The sequence below is a fragment of the Streptococcus oralis subsp. oralis genome (assembly GCF_000960035.1).
Lineage (GTDB): Bacteria > Bacillota > Bacilli > Lactobacillales > Streptococcaceae > Streptococcus > Streptococcus oralis_G.
The window spans coordinates 32,323-53,597 of the sequence record NZ_JYGR01000004.1 but is presented as its reverse complement, the minus strand read 5'-3'; the positions used below and the strand labels follow the sequence as shown (position 1 = coordinate 53,597).

General features: G+C 42.1%; 24 protein-coding genes. 16 read left to right on the top strand and 8 right to left on the bottom strand.

Going from position 1 to position 21,275, the window contains the following annotated elements:
• Window positions 1–51 precede the first annotated feature (51 nt).
• The 4 genes from TZ92_RS02845 (at window position 52) to rpsD (ending at window position 5,210) form a co-directional block, all read left to right on the top strand.
• Window positions 52–2,586: an SSURE domain-containing protein gene (locus TZ92_RS02845; protein WP_033629183.1), complete on the top strand. Its 2,535-nt coding sequence runs from the start codon at window positions 52–54 to the stop codon at window positions 2,584–2,586.
• 80 nt (window positions 2,587–2,666) lie between these two features.
• Window positions 2,667–3,365 carry a response regulator transcription factor gene (locus tag TZ92_RS02840; protein ID WP_045594563.1) on the top strand — a complete coding sequence of 233 codons (699 nt, stop codon included), beginning with the start codon at window positions 2,667–2,669 and terminating at the stop codon, window positions 3,363–3,365.
• Window positions 3,362–4,396 carry a sensor histidine kinase gene (locus TZ92_RS02835; RefSeq protein WP_033629184.1) on the top strand — a complete coding sequence of 345 codons (1,035 nt, stop codon included), beginning with the start codon at window positions 3,362–3,364 and terminating at the stop codon, window positions 4,394–4,396. Before TZ92_RS02840 ends, TZ92_RS02835 begins: the two co-directional genes overlap by 4 nt.
• 202 nt (window positions 4,397–4,598) lie before the next feature.
• Entirely contained in the window at window positions 4,599–5,210 is a 612-nt protein-coding gene (gene rpsD, locus TZ92_RS02830; RefSeq protein WP_000092756.1) for a 30S ribosomal protein S4, read from the top strand.
• A 132-nt stretch (window positions 5,211–5,342) separates the two neighbouring features.
• Here rpsD and TZ92_RS02825 read toward each other — a convergent pair whose 3' ends face one another.
• The 3 genes from TZ92_RS02825 to rpmF form a co-directional block, all read right to left on the bottom strand.
• Complete coding sequence (locus TZ92_RS02825) at window positions 5,343–5,861, bottom strand: HXXEE domain-containing protein (RefSeq protein ID WP_033629185.1); 519 nt, start codon at window positions 5,859–5,861, stop codon at window positions 5,343–5,345.
• 78 nt (window positions 5,862–5,939) lie between these two features.
• Window positions 5,940–6,089: a 50S ribosomal protein L33 gene (rpmG, locus tag TZ92_RS02820; protein ID WP_001265622.1), complete on the bottom strand. Its 150-nt coding sequence runs from the start codon at window positions 6,087–6,089 to the stop codon at window positions 5,940–5,942.
• Between the two features lie 15 nt (window positions 6,090–6,104).
• Window positions 6,105–6,287: a 50S ribosomal protein L32 gene (rpmF, locus tag TZ92_RS02815; RefSeq protein WP_000290417.1), complete on the bottom strand. Its 183-nt coding sequence runs from the start codon at window positions 6,285–6,287 to the stop codon at window positions 6,105–6,107.
• Between the two features lie 230 nt (window positions 6,288–6,517).
• On the opposite strand from rpmF, the gene ilvD reads away from it, so the two are divergent.
• Window positions 6,518–8,221: a dihydroxy-acid dehydratase gene (gene ilvD / locus TZ92_RS02810; protein ID WP_033629186.1), complete on the top strand. Its 1,704-nt coding sequence runs from the start codon at window positions 6,518–6,520 to the stop codon at window positions 8,219–8,221.
• A gap of 166 nt (window positions 8,222–8,387) precedes the next feature.
• Here ilvD and TZ92_RS02805 read toward each other — a convergent pair whose 3' ends face one another.
• Entirely contained in the window at window positions 8,388–8,729 is a 342-nt protein-coding gene (locus TZ92_RS02805; RefSeq protein WP_001204052.1) for a metal-sulfur cluster assembly factor, read from the bottom strand.
• Between the two features lie 168 nt (window positions 8,730–8,897).
• Between TZ92_RS02805 and hisS the strand changes: the two genes are divergently transcribed.
• The 11 genes from hisS (at window position 8,898) to TZ92_RS02750 (ending at window position 17,076) form a co-directional block, all read left to right on the top strand.
• The gene (hisS, locus tag TZ92_RS02800) at window positions 8,898–10,178 is read left to right on the top strand and encodes a histidine--tRNA ligase (RefSeq protein WP_033629187.1); all 1,281 of its coding nucleotides are present in this window, start codon (window positions 8,898–8,900) and stop codon (window positions 10,176–10,178) included.
• A 143-nt stretch (window positions 10,179–10,321) separates the two neighbouring features.
• The gene (locus tag TZ92_RS02795; RefSeq protein WP_000916947.1) at window positions 10,322–10,525 is read left to right on the top strand and encodes a helix-turn-helix transcriptional regulator; all 204 of its coding nucleotides are present in this window, start codon (window positions 10,322–10,324) and stop codon (window positions 10,523–10,525) included.
• Entirely contained in the window at window positions 10,525–10,722 is a 198-nt protein-coding gene (locus tag TZ92_RS02790) for a hypothetical protein (protein WP_033629189.1), read from the top strand. The genes TZ92_RS02795 and TZ92_RS02790 overlap by 1 nt, the downstream gene beginning before the upstream one ends.
• Window positions 10,723–10,724: 2 nt before the next feature.
• Window positions 10,725–11,075, top strand: a complete 351-nt coding sequence (locus TZ92_RS02785; RefSeq protein WP_033629190.1) for a PspC domain-containing protein — start codon at window positions 10,725–10,727, stop codon at window positions 11,073–11,075.
• Between the two features lie 18 nt (window positions 11,076–11,093).
• A complete protein-coding gene (locus TZ92_RS02780) occupies window positions 11,094–11,828 on the top strand; it encodes a DUF3169 family protein (protein WP_033629192.1) in 735 nt (244 codons plus the stop codon).
• Between the two features lie 11 nt (window positions 11,829–11,839).
• A complete protein-coding gene (locus TZ92_RS02775; RefSeq protein ID WP_033629193.1) occupies window positions 11,840–12,664 on the top strand; it encodes an ABC transporter ATP-binding protein in 825 nt (274 codons plus the stop codon).
• Window positions 12,657–13,355, top strand: coding sequence for an ABC transporter permease (locus TZ92_RS02770; RefSeq protein WP_033629194.1), 699 nt, complete (start codon window positions 12,657–12,659; stop codon window positions 13,353–13,355). Before TZ92_RS02775 ends, TZ92_RS02770 begins: the two co-directional genes overlap by 8 nt.
• A gap of 9 nt (window positions 13,356–13,364) precedes the next feature.
• A complete protein-coding gene (locus tag TZ92_RS02765) occupies window positions 13,365–14,006 on the top strand; it encodes a CPBP family intramembrane glutamic endopeptidase (RefSeq protein WP_033629195.1) in 642 nt (213 codons plus the stop codon).
• 17 nt (window positions 14,007–14,023) lie between these two features.
• A complete protein-coding gene (locus TZ92_RS02760; protein ID WP_033629196.1) occupies window positions 14,024–14,242 on the top strand; it encodes a hypothetical protein in 219 nt (72 codons plus the stop codon).
• 151 nt (window positions 14,243–14,393) lie between these two features.
• On the top strand, window positions 14,394–16,157 hold the full coding sequence (aspS, locus tag TZ92_RS02755; protein ID WP_033629197.1) for an aspartate--tRNA ligase: 1,764 nt from the start codon (window positions 14,394–14,396) through the stop codon (window positions 16,155–16,157).
• Window positions 16,135–17,076, top strand: coding sequence for a YitT family protein (locus TZ92_RS02750; RefSeq protein WP_000806295.1), 942 nt, complete (start codon window positions 16,135–16,137; stop codon window positions 17,074–17,076). The genes aspS and TZ92_RS02750 overlap by 23 nt, the downstream gene beginning before the upstream one ends.
• Before the next feature lie 33 nt (window positions 17,077–17,109).
• On the opposite strand, the gene TZ92_RS02745 is transcribed toward TZ92_RS02750, so the two are convergent.
• The 4 genes from TZ92_RS02745 to TZ92_RS02730 all read right to left on the bottom strand — a co-directional run bounded on the left by TZ92_RS02745 (window position 17,110) and on the right by TZ92_RS02730 (window position 21,223).
• Entirely contained in the window at window positions 17,110–18,096 is a 987-nt protein-coding gene (locus tag TZ92_RS02745) for a LacI family DNA-binding transcriptional regulator (RefSeq protein WP_033629198.1), read from the bottom strand.
• Between the two features lie 9 nt (window positions 18,097–18,105).
• A complete protein-coding gene (locus tag TZ92_RS02740; protein WP_033629199.1) occupies window positions 18,106–18,906 on the bottom strand; it encodes a DUF1189 domain-containing protein in 801 nt (266 codons plus the stop codon).
• Between the two features lie 180 nt (window positions 18,907–19,086).
• Window positions 19,087–19,929, bottom strand: a complete 843-nt coding sequence (locus TZ92_RS02735; RefSeq protein WP_033629200.1) for a sugar ABC transporter permease — start codon at window positions 19,927–19,929, stop codon at window positions 19,087–19,089.
• 1 nt (window position 19,930) lies between these two features.
• A complete protein-coding gene (locus TZ92_RS02730) occupies window positions 19,931–21,223 on the bottom strand; it encodes a carbohydrate ABC transporter permease (RefSeq protein WP_033629201.1) in 1,293 nt (430 codons plus the stop codon).
• Window positions 21,224–21,275 lie beyond the last annotated feature (52 nt).

Sequence of the window (21,275 nt, the reverse complement as noted above, 5' to 3'; positions counted from 1 at the left end):
TAGGAGATTATACTAGAGTCATAAAAAAAAGAAAACTCTAAGGAGAATCCTATGAAATTCAATCCAAATCAGAGATATACTCGTTGGTCAATTCGCCGTCTTAGTGTCGGTGTTGCTTCAGTTGTTGTGGCCAGTGGCTTCTTTGTCCTAGTCGGTCAACCAAGTTCTGCGCGTGCTGATGTCGTCAATCCGACTCCTGCCCAAGTCGTGCCAGACGCTGCTTCGGTGAGTGAAAAGAGCGACTTACCAGCAGAGGTTCTCAAAAAAGCAGTCGATGTAGCTCTTCCTTCAGAACAGTCTATTCCAACACCTAAAGCAAGTGAGGATACGACAAACTCTTCAGAAAAAGCGGACGCAACTGCTAAAGAGCCAGTAGTAGCACCAAAAGAAGAAATGCAAGCAAAGCCAGATTCTAAGAAACAAACAGAAGATGCAGTTAAACCTGTGAAAAGTCCTGCGTCTACAGTTTCTGGACAAGACCGTGAAGCCAGTGAAGCGAAATCAGCGACCACTCCAGCCGAAGTACAAAAAGGTGTGGCCGACAACACCAAAGATACAGTAGATGTCCCAGCTTCTTATTTGGATAGAGCTAATTTCCCAGGTCCATTTACAGCTGGTGTCAACCAAGTTATTCCATACGAAGCCTTTGGTGGAGATGGTATGTTGACTCGCCTTATCTTGAAAGCCTCTGATAAGGCTCCATGGTCAGACAACGGAACAGCTAAAAATCCCGCTCTCTCACCAGTAGAGAAATTGGGCAAAGGCCTCTACTTCTACGAAGTGGATTTAGCAGGCACCCAAGGTAAATCTGACAAAGAGCTGCTTGACCTTTTGAAACAAAATGGTACACAAAGCTATAAAGCTACTATCAAGGTGTACGGTGCAAAAGACGGCAAACCTGACTTAACTAACCTTGTAGCAACTAAAAATTTGGATGTCAACTTGAATGGTTTGACCACTCCAGCTGAAGTGCAAAAAGGTGTGGCTGACAATACAAAAGATACAGTAGATGTCCCAGCTAGCTATCTTGACAAAGCCAATTTCCCAGGACCATTTACAGCTGGTGTCAATCAAGTCATTCCATATGAATTCTTCGCTGGAGATGGCATGTTGACTCGTCTTATCTTGAAAGCCTCTGATAAGGCTCCATGGTCAGACAATGGAACGGCTAAAAATCCCGCTCTCCCACCAGTAGAGAAATTGGGCAAAGGCCTTTACTTCTACGAAGTAGACTTGGCTGGAACCCAAGGTAAATCTGACAAAGAGTTGCTTGATCTTTTAAAACAAAATGGAACTCAAAGCTATAAAGCTACTATCAAGGTGTACGGTGCAAAAGACGGCAAGCCTGACTTAACTAATCTGGTAGCGACTAAAGATTTGGATGTTAACTTGAATGGCTTGACCACCCCAGCTGAAGTGCAAAAGGGTGTGGCTGACAACACCAAAGACACAGTAGATGTCCCAGCTTCTTACTTGGATAGAGCCAATTTCCCAGGTCCATTTACAGCTGGTGTCAACCAAGTCATTCCATACGAATTCTTTGCTGGTGATGGCATGTTGACTCGCCTGATCTTGAAAGCATCCGATAAGGCTCCATGGTCCGACAACGGAACAGCTAAAAATCCCGCTCTCCCACCGGTAGAGAAATTGGGCAAAGGCCTTTACTTCTACGAAGTGGATTTAGCAGGCACCCAAGGAAAATCAGATAAAGAGCTGCTTAACCTCTTAAAACAAAACGGCACTCAAAGCTATAAGGCAACCATCAAGGTGTACGGTGCAAAAGACGGCAAGCCTGACTTAACTAATCTGGTAGCGACTAAAGATTTGACTGTTAATTTGAATGGCTTGACCACACCAAATCAGGTTAAAGAGTCTGTTGCTAATAACATCAAAAATAGCATTGATGTTCCGGCTAGCTACCTTGAAAAAGCAAATGTTCCTGGACCTTTCTTGGCCGGTGTCAACCAAGTTATTCCATACGAAGCTTTTGGTGGAGATGGTATGTTGACTCGCCTCTTGTTAAAAGCCTCAGACAAAGCCCCATGGTCAGATAATGGAACAGCTAAAAATCCTGCTCTATTGCCACTTGAAGGCTTGGCTAAAGGCCAATATTTCTACGAAGTGGATTTGAATGGTAACACGACAGGCAAAGAAGGACAAGCCTTGCTGGATCAACTTCGAGCTAACGGAACCCATACGTATCTAGCTACTGTTAAAGTCTATGGTTCTAAAGATGGCAAACCAGATTTGACCAATCTTATCGCTACTCGTCAAGTAACGATTCAGCTTCGTGGAAAAGAAATGGCGACAATACCATCTCAACAAGGTCAGATGAATACGAAGCCTTCTGAAACAGGCTCTACAGCTATGACTGAGGGTATGATGGGTACAAATCACCATATGTCAGATATGAGGGTCGATCAACCAGCTTCTAGCCCAATGGCTAATATGATGAAAAAAGATGATAAAGCGATGCTACCAAATACTGGGGAAGCTAAAACGGCTACAGCCGGCCTTGGTATCTTTGGTCTAGCCTTGGCAGGTCTTGTTGGACTCTTGGGTTTGACAACCAAACGAGAAGATTAAGATTCAAATCACTTAAACATTAGGGAAAATAGTGTTATACTAAAGCAAGTATAACACTGTTTTTATCGAAGGAGTGTCAGATGAAAAAGACAATTTTGCTGGTTGATGATGAGATAGATATTCTAGATATTCAAAACCGCTATCTTATACAGGCAGGTTACGATGTTTTGGTCGCCCATGATGGTAAGGAGGGATTAGAACTTTTCAGAAAAAAATCTATCGACCTCATTATCACAGATATCATGATGCCCAATATGGACGGTTATGATTTTATCAGTGAAGTTCAGTATATCGCTCCGGATCAACCCTTCCTCTTTACAACTGCTAAGACAAGCGAACAGGATAAGATTTATGGATTAAGTTTGGGGGCAGATGATTTTATAGTCAAACCCTTTAGCCCACGCGAATTGGTTTTAAGAGTGAATAATATCTTGCGTCGCCTTAGCCGTGGAGGAGAGACAGAACAGATCGAGTTTGGTGATTTGGTAATCAACCATGTGACTCATGAGGTTCGCATTGGGGAGCAACCTTTGGAATTGACAGTAAAATCCTTTGAACTTCTATGGGTATTAGCAAGCAATCCTGAGAGAGTCTTTTCAAAGACGGAACTTTACGAGAAGGTATGGCAAGAGGACTATGTGGATGATACCAATACACTCAATGTTCATATCCATGCTTTGAGGCAAGAGTTGACTAAGTATACAAATTCAAATGCTCCTGCTATCAAAACTGTCTGGGGTTTGGGCTATAAGATGGAAAAACCAAGAGGTAGAAAATGAAATTAAAAAACTATATTCTAGTGGGGTATCTAGTGTCGACTCTACTAACGATTTTGGTCGTTTTCTGGGCAGTCCAACGAATGTTGATTGAGAAAAGTGAAGTTTACTTTCTAGTTGGAATGACCTTGATTGCTAGTTTCATTGGTGCTGCAGTGAGCATCTTTCTTTTGTCGCCTGTGTTCTCTTCTCTGAAACATTTGAAAAAACAAGCGCAGGATATAGCCAGTAAGGATTTCAGCACAGAAATTGAAACCAAAGGACCATTAGAATTTCAAGAGCTGGGCCAGGCTTTTAATGACATGTCCCACAATTTGCAAGCCACCTTTCAATCACTTGATGAGAGCGAGCAAGAAAAGAGAATGATGATTGCGCAGCTCTCTCACGATATTAAAACTCCCATTACCTCCATTCAGGTTACTGTGGAGGGAATTCTAGATGGAGTGATTAAGGAAGAGGAGCGGCTCCACTACTTAGCCACGATTGGTCGGCAAACTGAGCGTCTAAATAAGCTGGTGGAGGAGTTGGATGTTTTGACTCTTAACACACAACCTCAAGATACTGCTGATGAAGAAGTTGAAGAGGTCTTTTTAGATCAGTTGCTGATTGAGTCAATGAGTGAATTTCAACTCCAGATTGAACAAGAGGAGCGAGATGTTTACATTCAAGTATCACCTGAGTCAGCGAAAATCAAGAGCCATTCTGACAAACTTTCTCGTATTCTGGTCAATTTGTTAAACAATGCCTTTAAATATTCAGAACCAGGAACCAGAATCGAGGTTCTTGCCCAATTAACAGAACAAGAGCTGACAATCAGTGTGAAAGACGAGGGTCAGGGGATCCTTCCTGAAGATTTGGAAAAGATCTTTAAACGACTTTATCGTGTAGAAACTTCGCGCAATATGAAGACAGGTGGACATGGATTAGGACTTGCGATTGCACGCGAACTAGCCCATCAGCTTGGTGGCGAAATCACAGCAGAAAGTCAGTATGGCTTAGGAAGCAAGTTTACATTCAGCCTTAGTTTGAAATAAAGGCGTAAAACCCCTTTACAAATCTAGCTTTTCATGGTACAATAGCCTTTGTGTGAAATAGCAGCAGGAAAGCATGAAGCTCGTCAACAGGTGTCTTATGACAAGTAACCTTGGCTGTTTAGGCGAAGGGCATCTGCACGAATCAGGGCTTTCTAAGTGACTATTTCCACCGAAATATTATTTATATCAGGAGGACATTCACATGTCACGTTATACAGGACCATCTTGGAAACAAGCTCGTCGCCTTGGCCTTTCACTTACAGGTACAGGTAAAGAATTGGCACGTCGTAACTACGTACCAGGACAACACGGACCAAACAACCGTTCTAAATTGTCAGAATACGGTTTGCAATTGGCTGAAAAACAAAAACTTCGTTTCACTTACGGTGTAGGTGAAAAACAATTCCGTAACTTGTTCGTACAAGCTACAAAAATCAAAGGCGGAATCCTAGGTTTCAACTTCATGCTTCTTTTGGAACGCCGTTTGGATAACGTTGTTTACCGTCTTGGCCTTGCGACTACTCGTCGTCAAGCTCGTCAATTCGTAAACCATGGCCACATCCTTGTTGACGGAAAACGCGTTGATATCCCATCATACCGCGTAACTCCAGGTCAAGTGATCTCAGTTCGTGAAAAATCATTGAAAGTTCCAGCAATCCTTGAAGCAGTAGAAGCTACTCTTGGACGTCCAGCATTCGTATCATTCGATGCTGAGAAATTGGAAGGTTCATTGACTCGCTTGCCAGAACGCGACGAAATCAACCCAGAAATCAACGAAGCACTTGTCGTTGAATTCTACAACAAAATGCTTTAATTTTAAGAAATATCTTACAGAAAGCCTACAACAGTGGGCTTTTTGCTTTGTCTTAAAAAACTATAGAACACTTCTTAACTGTGAAGGAGGATAAAAAAATTCCCTGCAAATTGAAATTGCAAGGAACTTTCGTTAATGGTAATGGATGAGCCAGGTGGAATACTTTTTCCCAAGCCAGAGAGCAAAGAGGAGATTGATGACGACGATGCCTGAACCGACCAGTGAAAATAGGAAAAATTCGCTAGTCGAAACCTGCCACAAATGCACGATGTCTGTAATCAAATAAGCACTGACAGGAAAACAAAGGATAGAAGTGATGAGAGCAGGGATATACTTACAGAGAAGAATTGATTGTCCAATATGGAGCAAGAGATGGAGTGCAAAGGCCACAAATCCTCCTAACCAAACTAATTCGAGCGCTCTAGATTGAGTAAAATACGCTAATAAAGTGATGGATAAGACAAGAATAAACTCCTCAAAAACAGCAAGGGCAAATCCCTCTGTTGTCATTTCTTTGTGGATTTTGAGAATAGTTGGAGCCTTTTGGGCCAGCAAGGTTTCGTTGAGATGAATCCAAGGGACAAGACCGATAATTTCTTCCATATCGTGAAAGATAAAGAGTAGAGGGAACATCCAAAGATAAAATGCCATAAATCTCTCCTGAAAAGCTATAGATTGCTAACCAATAAAGCAAAAAACGCCCAGTAAGGCGTTTTGAGTTAGATGTGCTTATTTAACCTCTGTAAACACTACGTGTTTGCGAAGTTTTGGTGAGTATTTCTTCAATTGAAGACGGTCTGGAGTGTTACGTTTGTTTTTAGAAGTAAGGTACAAGCGTTCACCAGATTCTTTATGTTCAAGTGTGATATTTACGCGCATGGTATCTCCCTTCTATTATTCAGCTGATGCAGCTTTAGCAATCTTACGTCCTTTGTAGTATCCTTTAAGTGATACACGGTGAGAACGTGAGTAATCTCCAGTAGTTTCGTCAAAGTTTACAGATGGAGCTGTTACTTTGTAGTGTGTACGACGTTTGTTTTTCTTCGCTTTTGAAGTGCGACGTGCAGGTACTGCCATTTTCTTTTCTCCTTTAGGTATTTAAATTCGATTCAATCTAGTGATTTTCATCAACCATATTAGAATAACACATTTTTTTTGTAAAGTAAAGTTACTTGACAAAAAAAGATGAAAAAATTAGAAGTCATTCAATCAAATTAATCGAAATTTTCTGAAAATTCAAGAATTTTCTTCTGTTCATTGCCTTTAAAATGTGCTATAATAGTAAAAACTGAAATGGGAGGGATAAGATGACTGAATTAGATAAACGTCACCGCAGTAGCATTTATGACAGCATGGTTAAATCACCAAACCGTGCCATGCTTCGTGCGACTGGTATGACAGATAAGGACTTTGAAACACCGATTGTGGGAGTGATTTCGACTTGGGCGGAAAATACACCATGTAACATTCACTTGCATGATTTCGGGAAATTGGCTAAAGAAGGTGTCAAATCTGCGGGAGCTTGGCCGGTACAGTTTGGAACCATTACCGTAGCGGACGGGATTGCCATGGGAACGCCTGGTATGCGTTTCTCTCTAACATCTCGTGATATCATTGCGGACTCTATCGAGGCGGCGATGGGTGGTCACAACGTCGATGCCTTCGTTGCTATCGGTGGCTGTGACAAGAACATGCCTGGTTCTATGATTGCTATTGCCAACATGGATATTCCAGCTATTTTCGCCTATGGTGGTACTATTGCACCGGGAAATCTTGATGGCAAAGACATTGACTTGGTTTCTGTCTTTGAGGGAATCGGAAAATGGAACCACGGTGACATGACAGCTGAGGACGTGAAACGTCTCGAATGTAATGCCTGCCCTGGCCCTGGTGGCTGTGGTGGTATGTATACAGCTAATACCATGGCGACTGCTATTGAAGTTCTAGGTATGAGTTTGCCAGGATCTTCATCTCACCCAGCTGAATCAGCTGACAAGAAAGAAGATATCGAAGCAGCAGGACGAGCTGTGGTTAGGATGCTGGAACTTGGTCTCAAACCATCAGATATCTTGACTCGTGAAGCCTTTGAAGATGCCATCACTGTAACCATGGCTCTCGGTGGTTCTACAAATGCCACTCTTCACTTGCTTGCCATTGCCCATGCGGCTAATGTTGACTTGTCACTTGAGGACTTCAATACGATCCAAGAACGTGTGCCTCACTTGGCCGACTTGAAACCATCTGGTCAGTATGTCTTCCAAGACCTCTATGAAGTCGGTGGTGTGCCTGCGGTTATGAAATACCTCTTGGCAAATGGTTTCCTTCATGGCGACCGTATTACATGTACTGGTAAGACAGTCGCTGAAAACTTGGCTGACTTTGCAGACCTCACACCAGGTCAAAAAGTCATCATGCCACTTGAAAATCCAAAACGTGCAGATGGTCCGCTTATCATCTTGAACGGGAACCTTGCCCCTGATGGAGCGGTTGCCAAGGTATCAGGTGTTAAAGTGCGTCGCCACGTTGGACCAGCTAAGGTCTTTGACTCAGAAGAAGATGCTATTCAGGCTGTTCTGACAGATGAAATCGTTGATGGCGATGTAGTCGTTGTTCGTTTCGTGGGACCTAAGGGTGGTCCTGGTATGCCTGAGATGCTGTCGCTTTCATCCATGATCGTTGGTAAAGGTCAAGGAGACAAGGTTGCTCTCTTGACGGATGGCCGTTTCTCTGGTGGTACTTATGGTCTGGTTGTGGGACATATCGCTCCTGAAGCTCAGGATGGTGGACCGATTGCCTACCTTCGTACAGGTGACATCGTTACGGTTGACCAAGATACCAAAGAAATTTCCATGGCCGTATCCGAAGAAGAACTTGAAAAACGCAAGGCAGAAACAACCTTGCCACCACTTTACAGCCGTGGTGTCCTTGGTAAATATGCCCATATCGTATCATCTGCTTCACGCGGAGCTGTGACAGACTTCTGGAATATGGACAAGTCAGGTAAAAAATAAACTCATACTCTTCGAAAATCAAATTCAAACCACGTCAACGTCGCCTTGCCGTACTCAAGTACAGCCTGCGGCTAGTTTCCTAGTTTGCTCTTTGATTTTCATTGAGTATCAAAAAGCAAGCCATCTTCGGCTTGCTTCTTTTTATCTTCAAAAGTGATTTGCCTCGTTAACGAGGTGGCAGTCCAAGGGCAATACGGCCGTAGCGACTGATTCGTGTGATCTTCCAGGCAGGCGACCAAGTGACTTCAACCTTGACATCTTCGATACCCTCGATTTGTTTCAGACCTGCGACGATTTCGATAGGCAAACTTTCTGCACAATCACAGGCAGTATCGGTGAAGGTCATGACAATCTTACAGAGACCCGTTTCATCCAGATTGATTTCATAAATCAAGCCCAGATTGTACACATCCAATTCCACATCTGTATCAAAAACCTTCTCTAGTTTTTCGATAATTTGGTCTTGTAAGGCCAAAGCGCGGTCATTGATTTTGATATCATCTCTCATAACAGTCCCTCCACGTGATAAATATCCTCTATTTTCTCATAATTCTGACAATTTGGCAAGTTTTTGATGAATTTTCTGAAAAAGACTCTCTTGAGATTTTCTACTCTCACTGTTTTAATCCCTTTATTTATGGTAAAATAAGACTATTAAGTTTAAAGAGGATTCCCTATGAAATTACAAAAACCAAAAGGAACGCAGGATATTTTACCTGCTGAGTCTGCCAAGTGGCAGTATGTTGAGGGCTTTGCCCGTGAAATTTTCAAGCGCTATAACTATGCAGAAGTGCGCACGCCTATTTTTGAGCATTACGAGGTCATCAGTCGCTCTGTCGGAGATACAACGGATATCGTAACCAAGGAAATGTACGATTTCTATGACAAGGGTGACCGTCATATCACCCTCCGTCCAGAAGGAACTGCGCCCGTTGTCCGCTCTTATGTGGAAAATAAACTCTTTGCCCCAGAAGTGCAAAAGCCAAGTAAGTTCTATTACATGGGCCCTATGTTCCGTTATGAGCGTCCACAGGCAGGTCGTTTGCGCCAGTTCCACCAGATTGGTGTCGAGTGCTTTGGCTCTAGCAATCCAGCTACCGATGTGGAAACCATCGCTATGGCAGCTCATTTCTTGAAAGAAATCGGCATCCAAGGTGTCAAATTACACCTCAACACTCTCGGAAATCCTGAGAGTCGTGCGGCTTATCGTCAGGCCTTGATCGACTATTTGACACCGATCAAGGAGACCTTGTCTAAGGATAGCCAACGTCGTTTGGAGGAAAATCCTCTCCGTGTCTTGGACTCTAAGGAAAAAGAAGACAAGGTGGCAGTAGAAAATGCACCGTCTATCTTGGACTTCCTTGATGAAGAAAGCCAAGCTCATTTTGATACCGTCCGTCAGATGTTGGAAAATCTGGGTGTAGACTATATCATCGATACCAATATGGTGCGTGGTCTGGACTACTACAACCACACCATTTTCGAGTTTATCACTGAGATCGAGGGCAATGACTTGACCGTCTGTGCGGGTGGTCGCTACGATGGCTTGGTTGCCTACTTTGGTGGTCCTGAAACTGCTGGATTTGGTTTTGGACTTGGTGTAGAGCGCCTGCTTCTCATCCTTGAAAAGCAAGGTGTGGCCCTTCCTATTGAAAACGCCCTAGATATCTATATCGCAGTCTTGGGTGAAGGAGCAAATGTTAAGGCCTTGGAATTGGTACAAGCCCTTCGCCAACAAGGTTTTAAAGCAGAGCGTGATTACCTTAACCGGAAGCTCAAAGCTCAGTTCAAGTCCGCCGATGTCTTTGCGGCTAAGACTCTTATTACTCTAGGCGAGAGTGAAGTCGAAAGCGGACAAGTGACGGTTAAGAACAACCAAACTCGAGAAGAAGTGCAAGTGTCACTTGATGCTATCAATCAAAATTTCTTAGAAATCTTTGAAAAATTAGGCTTTTAATAGTAGAAAAACTGGTCAGGACCTTGCTCCTGACCGTTTTCTTTTGCAAAATGACAAAAATCATAAACCTTTTGACAAACATACTTGTCAAAAAGAAAAAGATGTGTTACAATATAAGCAAGTTAAGAGTAAAGGAGAAGGGAATGCTTAAAAATCGTTTAAAAGAGCTTCGGGCTCGCGATGGTCTCAATCAAACCGAACTGGCCAAGTTAGCAGGAGTTTCCAGACAGACCATTAGCCTACTAGAACGGGACGAATACACCCCGTCCATTGTGATTGCCCTGAAGATTTCGCAGATATTCAATGAACCAGTCGAGTCGGTATTTCGGATAGAGGAGGATGAGTGATGAACAAGTATAAAGTAATCTATTATGTAGTTGCCATAGCTCTATTAGTCAGCGTATTTCTACTGATTGGGATGGACCTAGGCTGGTTTAATCCCTATCAAAGTAATCAATTTATTTGGGCCTACTTTGCTCTCATCCCAGTAGTTGACTGGATTGAAAAGAAATCCAAAAATCTAGCAAGTGAAAAAGGAGAATGAATATGAAAGAGTTTTTAGCAGGTTTTCAAGTAGATACTGAGAACAAAGAACTTGCGGGTGTTTGTGCGGGTTTAGGAAATTATTTTAACATTCAAGCCAATATCGTTCGTTTGGTGGCAGTCTTGTTGTTTCTCTCTTCGACAGAGATTGGGATTATAACAGTAACTCTCTATGCCTATCTAGCAGGTTGGCTTAGGAATGAACCCTTGGGAGATGGAGCAAAAAAAGCTAGAAATCAAGCTATTCTCTTACTTTCTGTTTGTTTGATTTTGGTGTCACTTGGAACAGAAGGCTTAACAGCTATTTATGAATCAGGGAAAGCATTTGGTCAGTGGTTAGTTGGATTGGTTTAGTTTAGAAAGAGTATGAATATGAAAAAGAAACGTGAATTGTTATTTTTAATGGCTTTGATCTTGGGAGGCTTCTTGGGCATGCTTGCAGGGATGTTTAAGGCCTATACCGAAAACTATGGAAGCATTTTAGATGTCAAAACCGTGATTCCATGGATATCATCTATTTGTTTACTGTTAGGTTTTATTAGTATGTTTTTGACTTTTGATTTCTTAAAGAAAAGCAGAAAATTTCACTCCTTGTATCAAGAGGAAATGGATGATGATCTGAATGAAACCTATTATGTACAAATGTATCGTAATCTCGAGTTTGGAACTATTGCTTTTAATAGTGCAAGCGTAGCGATTTTTTTGGCTCTATTCATTTCAGGAAGTGAAGTAATTGTACTAAATGTAAGCCACCTAACCTTATCTCTTTCTTTTTTGGCATTAGTGTTGGTTTTCAATGCTCAAAAATATCTCTATAAGACCATTGCGATCGTTCGTCAGTTTGATTTGGAATTCTTCTCTACACCAAAGGATGTCTTGGACTACGTAAACTCCTATGATGAAGGGGAGCGTCAGGCTAATTTGGAACAAAGTTTTCGAATTTTATTCCAATTAAATCAGTATGTCTTACCAGGTCTCTATTTTTTGATTGCTATCTTTTCTTTATTGACAGGAGAGATTCAGTTACTAGCCTTCTTGCTTGTAGGAGCGATCCATATTTATATCAATGTGATGCAATTACCTATGGTAAAACGTTATTTTAAGTAAAAGGAGTTCCTATGATTCGTGTTGAAAATGTAAGCAAAAGTTTTGGAAGCAAGAAAGCTCTGCATCAGATTTCTTTCGAGATTCAGGAGGGTGAAATTTTTGGCTTCCTAGGACCTTCAGGTTCTGGTAAAACAACTATGATCAATGTTCTGACGGGTCAGTTAGCTGCAGATCAGGGTGAGACAGTTCTCCTAGGGAAGTCCTCTCGAAATTTGACTTCAAATGATTTGGAACAAATCGGGATTGTTAGTGATACCAGTGGTTTTTATGAAAAGATGAACCTCTATAAAAATCTGCTCATTTATGCAAAATTATATGGTCTTAAAGCTTCTAGAGTAGATACAGTACTTGATCAAGTTGGGTTATCAGATGCCAAAAACATTATCGCAGAAAAACTATCCACAGGTATGAAACAACGGATGTTCTTGGCTCGTGCTCTTCTAAATGCTCCCAAAATCCTCTTTCTGGATGAGCCAACAAGTGGTCTTGATCCTACCACCTCAAAATCGATTCATGCTCTCTTACAAGAATTGAAGCAGGCTGGGACAACGATTTTCTTAACAACCCACGATATGAATGAAGCAACCTTGCTTTGTGATCGCCTCTCTCTTTTAAATAAGGGAAACTTGATTGAGTATGGCAGTCCACAAGAGATTATCCAGAAATACCATGAGGATAAAAAGGTTCGTTTACGCTATCAAGATGGACGCGAACAAGTGGTTCCTTTTGAAGAATTGCCTCATCTGGATACAACAGATCTGATTGCTGTTCATTCTTGTGAACCGACTTTAGAGGAAATCTTTATTAGATTGACAGGAGAAAAGTTAGATGTTTAGAAAATTAAATGCCCTTCTTTGGTTAAGGTTACAAGTTCTTATTAGTAATTCAACCTTGTTAGCGACATTATTGATGCCCTTTGGTATTGCTATCCTATATAATGAGTTCTTAAACAAGAGTGGAGAATTGACTATGTTTCTCCTCTCTATGAGTTTGACGATGGTCTTGAGTATGGGAAGTGGTTATATGGTATCGATTATGATGGCTGAGGACAAGGAAAAACGTAATCTTAAATCCCTCATACTAAGTGGTGTGACAGCAACGGAGTATACTCTGAGCATGATGGCTCTTCCTCTTCTAGTGGTGCTTTTTTCGATGGTTGTTCTCCCTCTATATCTTAAAGTTGATTTGACAAACTACTTTCTTACCTATGGTCTCTATCTGCTTCTGGCAACTATCAGCATTATCTTTCTTAACATTCTTATCGGTGCAGTATCAGATACTCAGTCTAAGGCGCAAGTGTATAGTATTTTTCCTATGCTGATCTTCTCTTTCTTGCCCACTCTTGCTGTTCAAAATGCAACTGCGCAAAAATTGTTGGACTATTCTTTCATTGGGCCATTGGTAAGTCTGTTAAAAGCAGGTGGTGGAGAGTTATCTTTGAGAAGTCTTGGTCTTTTGCTAGCATGGGTCCTTTTACTAGGATTAGCTAGTCTCTTCGTATTGAAAAATAGTTATAAAGGAAAATAGGAGATCTTTATGAACTTACTTAAAAATCTTGGCTGGTTTCTTCTAGCTGTTCTATCCTTTTTCTTTGGCTATGGTCTGGTTCAGAGTATGGCTTTATCAGCGCTTGACCTAGGGGCTTCAATCTTTGGAGTCTTGCCACTTTATGTCGCCCTGTCAGGGGCCTATGTTTATGGAGTTTACAGATGGTATCAGACAGAAAAGGTTAGCATCCAGACGACGGTTTTTAATCGTTATATTTGGTTGCCTACTCTGGTTTTGCTAGTGGCGATTACAGCCCAGTTCTTTTTGCCAGAAGATCCGTCAGTCAATCAACAAATCGTATCTCAACTGACAGTGGCTCAGCCTGTATTTGGTTTCTTTATGGTAGTGGTCTTTGCTCCTCTGACGGAAGAACTCATCTTTAGAGGGATGTTAGCGCGCTATCTCTTTCCTAAGCAGAACAACGGCAAACAGACAGCTCTGTTTCTCCTCGTATCTAGTGTGCTTTTTGCCTTGATTCATTTTCCAGGGACTTTGCAACAGTTTTTAGTTTATGCCAGTCTGGGATTGAGTTTGGGTCTAGCTTATGTGAACCGAAAAGGTCTTCTTTACAGCATTTCTCTCCACGCTTTGAATAATTTAATCGGCTTTTTGATGATACTCATGCTATAATAGAGTCAGGAGGTCACATGAAACGAGTAATTTTATTAGCAGTGATACAGGCGGTCGTTCTCTTCTTTATCATCGGGGCACTTGCCTATGCCTTTAAAGGCGATTTCTTTTACAACTATCTAGCAATTGTCTTTGCGCCTATTGCAGGTATCTTGCGTTTTGCTTCGGCTTATGCGACGGAGATTGTTCTACCTAAAAAGGCAGCTGAGATTGCTGAAAAGCGTAAAAAAGGTTAAGAATCATAATCAGAGAATCCGATGACGTTTTCATCGGATTTTTTGTCTGTTCGTTTTGATTTCTAAAGACAATCAAACTTTTCTGCTGATTTTCATGAAGAGCCTGCGCTTTTATGGTAAAATAGTAACAGAATAAAAGAGGAGAGAAAACATGAAACGTAGTATGTATGCTGGTCGTGTTCGTGAGGAACACATCGGACAAGAAATTACTTTGAAAGGATGGGTTGGCCGTCGTCGTGACTTGGGTGGTTTGATCTTTATCGACCTTCGTGACCGTGAAGGGATTATGCAGTTGGTTATCAACCCTGAAAAAGTCTCTGCAGAGGTCATGGCAACAGCTGAAAGCCTTCGTAGCGAGTTTGTCATTGAGGTGACTGGACAAGTCGCTGCGCGTGAGCAAGCTAATGATAAGTTGCCAACGGGTGCAGTTGAGTTGAACGTGACAGCTCTGGCAGTGCTGAATACAGCTAAAACAACACCTTTTGAGATTAAAGATGGGATTGAGGCCAATGACGATACACGTTTGCGTTACCGTTACCTTGACCTTCGTCGTCCAGAAATGCTAGAAAACCTTAAGCTTCGTGCTAAGGTGACCCACTCTATCCGTAACTACTTGGATGAGTTGGAGTTTATCGATGTGGAGACGCCATTCCTTTCTAAATCAACGCCAGAAGGGGCGCGTGACTATTTGGTGCCATCTCGTGTCAATAAAGGGCATTTCTACGCTCTTCCTCAAAGCCCACAGATTACCAAACAGCTCTTGATGAATGCTGGTTTCGACCGCTATTACCAAATCGTCAAATGTTTTCGTGACGAGGACTTGCGTGGTGACCGTCAGCCTGAATTTACCCAGGTCGACTTGGAAACGTCTTTCCTTACGGAGCAAGAAATCCAAGATATCACAGAAGGCTTGATTGCGCGCGTCATGAAAGAAACAAAAGGAATCGAAGTGACGCTTCCATTTCCTCGTATGAAATACGATGATGCGATGGCTCTTTACGGTTCTGACAAACCTGATACTCGTTTTGACATGTTGCTTCAGGACCTGACAGAAGTTGTCAAGGGTGTTGATTTTAAAGTCTTCTCAGAAGCACCTGCCGTTAAAGCCATTGTAGTCAAAGGCGCTGCAGACAACTATTCACGTAAAGACATCGACAAGATGACCGAAGTAGCCAAACAGTACGGTGCCAAAGGTCTTGCTTGGGTCAAGGTTGTGGATGGAGAATTAAATGGACCAGTTGCCAAGTTCTTAACTGGTATCCAAGCAGAATTGACTGCAGCACTTGGTCTTGAAGATAAGGATTTGGTTCTATTTGTGGCGGATACGCTTGAAGTGGCCAATGCAACACTAGGCGCCCTTCGTGGCCGTATCGCCAAAGAGCTTGGCTTGATTGATAACGATAAATTCAACTTCCTTTGGGTAGTTGACTGGCCAATGTTTGAATGGTCTGAAGAAGAAGGTCGCTACATGAGCGCCCACCATCCGTTCACTCTTCCACAGGAAGAAACAGCTCACGAATTAGAAGGTGATTTGGCTAAGGTTCGTGCCATTGCTTATGATATCGTCTTGAACGGTTATGAGCTTGGTGGTGGTAGCCTTCGTATCAACCAAAAAGACCTTCAAGAACGCATGTTCAAGGCTCTTGGTTTCTCAGCTGAAGAAGCCAATGACCAGTTTGGTTTCCTTCTTGAAGCCATGGACTATGGTTTCCCACCACACGGTGGTTTGGCTATCGGTCTTGACCGTTTTGTGATGCTCTTAGCAGGAGAAGAAAATATCCGTGAAGTCATTGCCTTTCCTAAGAACAACAAGGCAACCGACCCAATGACTCAAGCTCCATCAACAGTCGCTCTCAAACAACTAGAGGAACTCAGCTTACAAGTAGAAGAAGATGAAACAAGCAAAACGAATTAAGCGGTGGCGCTATTACCTGCGCCGCTTTGCTTATCAGATAAAAATCTTACGAGTTTTACAAAGTATCTCTCGGGAAAAATATGATGAGAAAGTATCGGCTTCTCTGGTTTATGGCTTTTTGTCAGCAGTAGCAGTCAATTTCTTTTTTCAACCAGGACACGTTTACTCCAGTGGCGCGACGGGTCTGGCACAGATTATCTCTGCCTTGAGTAATCACTGGTTTGGTTTTTACATACCGATATCGCTAACCTTTTATGCTATCAATTTTCCGTTGATGATTTTGGCTTGGTATCAGATTGGGCATAAGTTTACAATCTTTACCTTTATCACAGTATCCATGAGTTCCCTCTTTATCCAGATTGTACCAGTTATGACCTTGACAGAGGATCCCATTATCAATGCCCTTTTTGGGGGTGTTGTCATGGGCTTGGGGATTGGTTTTGCGCTCCGTAACAATATTTCTAGCGGAGGTACAGATATCGTCAGTCTCACCATTCGAAAGAAAACAGGGAGAAATGTCGGTAGTATTTCTTTCTTAGTGAATGGGACGATTATGCTGATAGCAGGTCTAACCTTTGGTTGGAAATACGCCCTTTACTCCATGATTACCATCTTTGTCTCCAGCCGTGTTACAGATGCGGTCTTTACCAAGCAAAAACGCATGCAGGCCATGATTGTGACCAATAATCCTGACAAGGTAATCGCAAAAATCCATAAAAAATTGCACCGTGGAGCAACCATGATCCACGATGCAGAAGGAACCTATAATCATGAGAGAAAAGCAGTCTTGATTACGGTTATCACGCGAGCAGAGTTTAATGATTTTAAACACATCATGAAACAGGTCGATCCGACAGCCTTTGTCTCTGTATCCGAAAATGTCCACATCCTGGGACGATTCGTAGAAACAGACAATTAATAATACTCAAAAGACCAGCCTTGGGGCTGGTCTTTATTTTTCGATAATTTTGTGTCCAATCAACTGGCGGTAACAAATCTGTTTATTGTTTTTAGCATCGTTGATGATCTGGAGAATGGTTTCAAAGGAAACGCGCCCAAGTTCCAGACTATTGATATCAACATAAGCTACGAGGTCAAGTCGAGGATTGACTGAGTCGAAGCTGAGGACAGGAACAGTTAACTGATGCTTACTGATGTAGTCACAAACCCCTTCTGCTAGGAGACTATCGGTTGTGATGATAGCGTCAATCTGCGGATCGTGATTGAACAGGAGTTCACTGAATTGATAACCTTTTTCTTCTAGAAATTCGGTCGCAAAGTAGGTTAAGTTGGTATCAATCGGAAGTTGGTGTTGTTTGAGTGCGGACTCATAGCCAGTTAGACGATCTTGCGTTACGAAGAGTCGCTTTGTACCCCCGATGAAGGCAATTCGTTTGCATCCTTTTTTGATGAAATACTCTGTTGCATCAAAGCCCGCTTGTACATTGTCATTATCAACAAGAGGGATAAAGGGTGAAGTAGATTTTCCGAGAATGAGGAAAGGGAACTGCTCATCGGCTACTAGTTTGACCAGAGGGTCTTCTTCTTCAGCGTAGAGGAAAATCAAACCGTCAACACGCTTGCCATAAACCATCTGAGAAATCGCATTGAGACGTTCTTTCTCATCTTTCCCTGTTGCAATCTGAATAGCGTAGTGGTTTTCAGACGCGACTTGGGCGATACCACGAAGGACAGATGGGAAGAAAGGATTTTGGTAAAAGGCATCCGAGTCATCAGGGAGCACCAAGCCGATAACCTGAGTATAGCTACTTACCAAGCTACGAGCATTGAGGTTGGGATGGTAGTTGAGTTCCTTCATAGCCTTGCGAACTCGTTTTTTGGTTTCATCACTAATCGTTGATTTATTTTGAATGACGCGGGTAACAGTGGAAGGTGAGACACCTGCTACTTTAGCCACATCTTTAATCGTCACGGGCATAAAAATCTCCTATTTATGATAATCTGGATCACGGAAATGTGTCTTGTAAAAAATAGTGACCAGATAAAGAACAAAAAGAATGTTTTGTACAGTGATAAGGGTTGTCATATTTTGGCCGAAAAGTCCCAAAATAAGTGTAATCAAAGTTGGTAATCCTAAACAGTTCAAGATAAAGTGGTAGCACTCTTTAAAGCTTCTAAATGAAAAGAGGCGTGATTTTTTGGTGATATAAAGGAGGAGACTAGCTCCAAGAGAGACAATGAAGAAATTCAATCCAAAGAGGAAGCTTGCACCAAGAACGAGAAAGAGACTGATATAGACCCGATTTTGTTGGTACCAATCTTTAGAAATGGCTTGAGTTAGATCTTCCTTACTCTGGAAACTCTCCGTTTGAATCGCGTGGTAGCGAATGCGAGTCAGTTCCTTACTTTCCTTGCTGATGACGAGTTCTTCCGTATCAAAATGAAGTTGCAAGTCCTTTGGCAATTCCTTGCTTTGGCTCGGGCCAATCAAAAGAGAAGGCTGCTGATTCTTCGTACCTGAGTAGTTCAGCTTTCCATCAACGATTTGTGCATTCTCTGACAAGTCCATGATCGCTTCATCTGTCAGTGGAGTGTAGACATTATCGATAAAGGTATCCAGTGGATACGTTTCCTGTGAGCTGTTTTGAATGGCAATCGGAACCATAGACAAACTGATGAGGAAAATGCTCGTAAAGAGAAGCTGAAACCAGTTGAGGCCGAAACGTTTTGATAGGGGCTTACGAAATCCCCAGATACTAGAGAAATACGAGAATGGATATGGAAGCATAGGCATCTTTCTAAAAGTGTTTTCTATATGAGTATTATTATATAGAGAAATGTGCTTTATTTCAAGTCTAGGAAATCAATTATGTATTGAAAGAGGGTTTCAATAAGATTTGTAGAAGAGTGTCCAATCTTGTAGCTTTAGCAACAAGCTCCAAAATGAAAAAAGGGTGGCGGGGATAAATTATCCCTTGTCGCCACCACTTGTAAGTCCTGAAACAAAGTTCTTTTGTAGGAAGAAGAAGAGAATACAGATTGGAAGGGCGATGAGGATAGCACCTGCTGAGAAGTAGGCAATCTTCATATTTTTCACGTTGTTAACGAAGGTTTGGAGACCAACGGCAACAGTAAAGTATTCTTTCTCACGAAGCAAGAAACTAGAGAGGATATAGTCTCCGAAAGGTCCCATGAAGGCCCAGAGAGCTTGTACAGCGATCATTGGGCGAACAAGTGGGAGAACAATTTGCCAGAAGCGGCGGAAGTGTCCTGCACCATCTAGTTTTGCAGACTCGTCTAGAGACATTGGAACGGTATCAAAGTAGCCTTTCATGAGCCAAGCGTTCATCGGGATACCTCCACCAACGTAGAGGAAGATGAGGAACCAGCTTTGGTTAAGGGCGTTCAACATAAGGGCCATAACGAAGAAGGCTGTCAAAGCGGCCATAGTTGGCACCATTTGGATAATCAAGAAGAAGACCAAACTTTGTTTACGAGCCAAGAAATTGTAACGGCTGTAGGCATAACCGGCAAGGACGATGATACTTGTTTGAACAGCCATGGTAATTAAGGCGATGATCAAAGTATTGAGGTACCAAGTGCCGTACAAGGTTTCTGTGAAGAGTCCTTGGAAGTTGGCAAAGCTAAAGTCAATGTTACTATCTAATTTAAAGGCTACAACGTTACCAGTCTTGAAGGCTGACATAATGGTAATCAAAAGTGGATAGATAATCACGATTGAAAGGCCAATCAAGTAGAGGTAAGTGAGAGTTTGAGTCAGTCTACGTTTGAGTTTGATTGAGTTATTCATCTTAGACGTCCTCCATATCAAATGCGTGTAGTTTCTTGAATGCAATCATAGAGATAGAGATGACAATGATAGAGATAATCAAGGTAACAGCTGCCGCCATAGAGTATTGAGGAGATGTACCTGTAGTCAAACGGTAAATCCATGAGATCAAGATATCAGTTGAACCGGCTCCACCACCAACGCTACCAGGTCCTCCAGCATTGAAGAGGTACATGATAGAGAAGTTGTTAAAGTTAAAGGTGTATTGGCTAATCAATGTTGGTGCTGCAACAGCCAAAATCATAGGGAAAGTGATGTTGCGGAATTTCTGCCAAGCATTGGCACCATCGATATAAGCCGCTTCGTAGAGGTCGTTAGGAATCGACTGCAAGATACCCAGAGTCAAAACGTAGATGTATGGGAATCCTAGCCAACCTTGCATCATAATCAAAGCAATCTTAGTCCAAGTTGGGTCTGTTTTCCAAGGGATAAGTGCTCCGTCAAGGAAAGGAAGAACCTTAGCCAAGATAGGCAATACTTGAGTGTTGATAGCACCGACACTATCGTTAAACATGTTTGAGAATGTCAAGATAGTGATGAAAGCTGGAACAGCCCAAGGAAGAAGGAAAATAACACCAAAGATACGTTTTCCTTTGATAAATGGTTGGTTAGCAATGATCGCTGTGAAGATACCAATCACAATCTGCAAAGTAGAAGCAGACAAGGCCCAGATGATGGTCCAAGAAAGAACGGCACCGAAGGCTGAACGGAATGTACTTAAGCTCCAGATGTTAGTGAAGTTCGTCAAACCAACCCAGTCCAACAATTTGTTTGGTGGCAAGTGTTGGAAGTCATAGTTGGTAAAGGCGATCATCAATGTTACCACAACAGGGAAGATAATCGCAAATGTCATAGCGACGTAAGATGGGATGATCAAGAGGTAAGGGAATCCATTCTCATAAATACCTTTGATCATATCTTTAAAAGTACGTGGGACAGGAATTCCGTTGTTGATGCGTTTAGCAATTGTATGTGCGTCTTTAATATTGTAGAAGTAGAAGAGCAGGTAAACAGCAACAAGAATTGAGTGGAAGGCACCACGAATCAGCATGAAGAGTGAATTGTCGCGACCTGGTTTGTCACCAAGAGTGATCAAATTGTGCAATTCAGGCGCAGCAAGGGCTAGAAAATAAAGGACAAAAACAAGCGTTACAGCAAGAAAAATAAAACCTTTGACTTTTTGTTTGTTGTAAATTTGCCCTAACCCAGGAATGATAGACAGCAGAGCTGCTTTACTAGGTTGTTGCTTTTCCATAATAACTCCTTTCATAGGATACTGGTTTCTAGTTAAAAACTAAATTATATAT